General features: G+C 72.0%; 1 protein-coding gene and 1 pseudogene. Both read left to right on the forward strand.

From position 1 onward, the window contains the following. A partial coding sequence (locus FNH04_RS44725; RefSeq protein ID WP_152791953.1) for a cytochrome P450 occupies positions 1–1,220 on the forward strand: 1,220 nt, incomplete at its 5' end. Between the two features lie 83 nt (positions 1,221–1,303). Further along, positions 1,304–2,498, forward strand: a pseudogene (locus tag FNH04_RS44730) (cytochrome P450 family protein). Positions 2,499–2,533: the final 35 nt, after the last annotated feature.

A 2,533-nucleotide genomic window follows, 5' to 3' on the forward strand; every position in this document is an offset into this window, starting at 1 on the left:
CCCTTGCCCCCGTCCCCCTCGGCAGCCCCCGCTTCCAGAGCGAACCGGCCGCGCTCTACCGGGAGTTGCGGCGCGAGTACGGTGCCGTGGCGCCGGTCGTACTGGAGGGCGGGGTGCCGGCGTGGCTGGTGCTCGGGTATCGCGAGCTGCATCAGGTGACCGGCGACCCGGTGCTGTTCAGCCGGGACTCCGACCTCTGGAACCAGTGGCCGGACATCCCCGACGACTGGCCGCTGCTGCCGATGATCGGCCACAAGCAGCCCTCGATCCTGTACACGGTCGGCGAACGCCACCGCGAGCGCGCCGCGATGATCGGCGAGGCCCTGGAGGCGGTCGACCCCTTCCGGCTGCGCGCCCTCGCCGAGAGGCTGGCCGACGAGCTGATCGACGCGGTGTGCCACAAGGGCGAGGCGGACCTCGCGGCCGGCTACGCGATGCTGCTGCCGATGCGGGTGCTCGCCGTGCTCTACGGCTTCGAGGAGGAACAGGGGCCGGGTCTCGTCGGCGCGTTGAACGACATGATCGACGGCCGTGAGCGCGCCCTCGCGGGGCAGGCCCACCTGGCCGCGTCCATCGGAAGGCTGGTGGCCGACCGGAGGGCGGCCCCGGCGGACGACGTGGTGTCGCGCATGCTGGCGCACCCCTCCGGGTGGACGGACGAGGAGATCGTCCAGGACCTCATGGTCATGACGGCGGCCGGGCACCAGCCGACCGCCGACTGGATCGGCAACTCGCTGCACCTGATGCTGACGGACGACCGTTTCGCGGCCTCCCTCTTCGGCGGCCGCAACAGCGTGGCCGAGGCCATGAACGAGGTCCTGTGGGAGGACACCCCCACCCAGAACGTGGCCGGCCGCTGGGCGTCCCGCGACACCCGGCTCGGCGGCCGCCGTATCCGCGCGGGCGACCTGCTGCTGCTCGGGCTGCAGGGCGCCAACTCCGACCCCCGGGTCCGTACCGACGGCTCCGCTCTGACCGGCGGCAACAACGCGCACTTCTCCTTCGGGCACGGGGAGCACCGGTGCCCGTTCCCGGCGCAGGAGGTGGCGGAGGTCGTGGCGCGGACGGGGATCGAGGTCGTACTGGACCGGCTGCCGGACATCGATCTGGCCGTACCCGCCGAGTCCCTGACCCGCCGCCCGTCACCGTGGCTGCGCGGCCTGACGGAACTGCCGGTGACGTTCACGCCCACTCCCGCCCTTGGAGGCACGCTCGCATGACGACTCGTACGGAACAGACCGGCGCTGGACAGACCGGCGCTGGACAGACCGGCGCTGGACAGACCAGTGCCGCACCGGCCCGTATCGCGCTCGACCCCCTGGTGACCGATCTGGACGGTGAGAGCGCTGCGTGCCGCCGGGCCGCTCGCCGCCGTGGAGCTGCCGGGCGGGGTCCCGGTGTGGGCGGTCACGCACCACGCCGAGGCGCGGCAGCTGCTCACGGACCCCCGGCTGGTGAAGGACATCAACGTCTGGGGTGCCTGGCGGCGCGGCGAGATCGCGCCCGACTGGCCGCTGATCGGGCTCGCCAACCCGAGCCGTTCCATGCTGACGGTGGACGGCGCCGACCACCGCCGGCTCCGCACGCTGGTCGCGCAGGCGCTGACGCCGCGGCGGGTGGAGGGGATGCGCGACAAGATCACGAAGATGACCGAGGACCTCCTCGACCGGCTGCCCACGGACGGGTCGGTGGTCGACCTGAAGGCGGAGTTCGCGTACCCGCTCCCGATGTACGTCATCGCGGACCTCATGGGCCTCGACAAGAGCCGGCTCCCCCGGATGAAGGTGCTCTTCGACAAGTTCTTCTCGACGCAGACACCGCCCAAGGAGGTCATCGCGACGATCACCGAGCTGAGGGGGATCATGGCGAAGACGGTGCCGGAGAAGCGGGCCGAGCCCGGCGACGACCTCACGTCCGCCCTGATCGCGGCCTCCGAGAACGGTGACCACCTCACCGACGCGGAGATCACCTCGACGCTCCAGCTGATGGTCGCGGCGGGCCACGAGACGACGATCTCGCTCATCGTCAACGCGGTGGTGAACCTCTCCACGCACCCCGAGCAGCGCGCGCTGGTGCTCTCCGGGGAGGCGGACTGGTCGCAGGTGATCGAGGAGACCCTGCGCCACTCCACGCCGACGTCGCACGTGCTGATCCGCTTCGCCACGGAGGACGTGCCCGTCGGGGACAAGGTGCTTCCGGCCGGGGACGCGCTGATCGTGTCGTACGCCGCCATCGGGCGCGACGAGGAGGCCCACGGGCCGACGGCCGGCGCCTTCGACATCACCCGGGCGACCGCGAACCGGCACATCTCCTTCGGGCACGGTCCGCATGTGTGCCCCGGTGCGGCACTGTCGCGGCTGGAGGCGGGGGTCGCCCTTCCCGCCCTGTACACCCGGTTCCCGGACCTGGACCTGGCCGTCCCGGCGAGCGAGCTCCGCAACAAGCCGATGGTCACGCAGAACGACCTGTACGAGTTGCCGGTACGCCTGGGCGGCTGAGGCACGCCCGTTCCGCGCGGGACGGCCCCGGCCCC

Origin of the sequence: Streptomyces phyllanthi, from assembly GCF_009377205.1 — a bacterium.
GTDB lineage: Bacteria > Actinomycetota > Actinomycetes > Streptomycetales > Streptomycetaceae > Streptomyces > Streptomyces phyllanthi.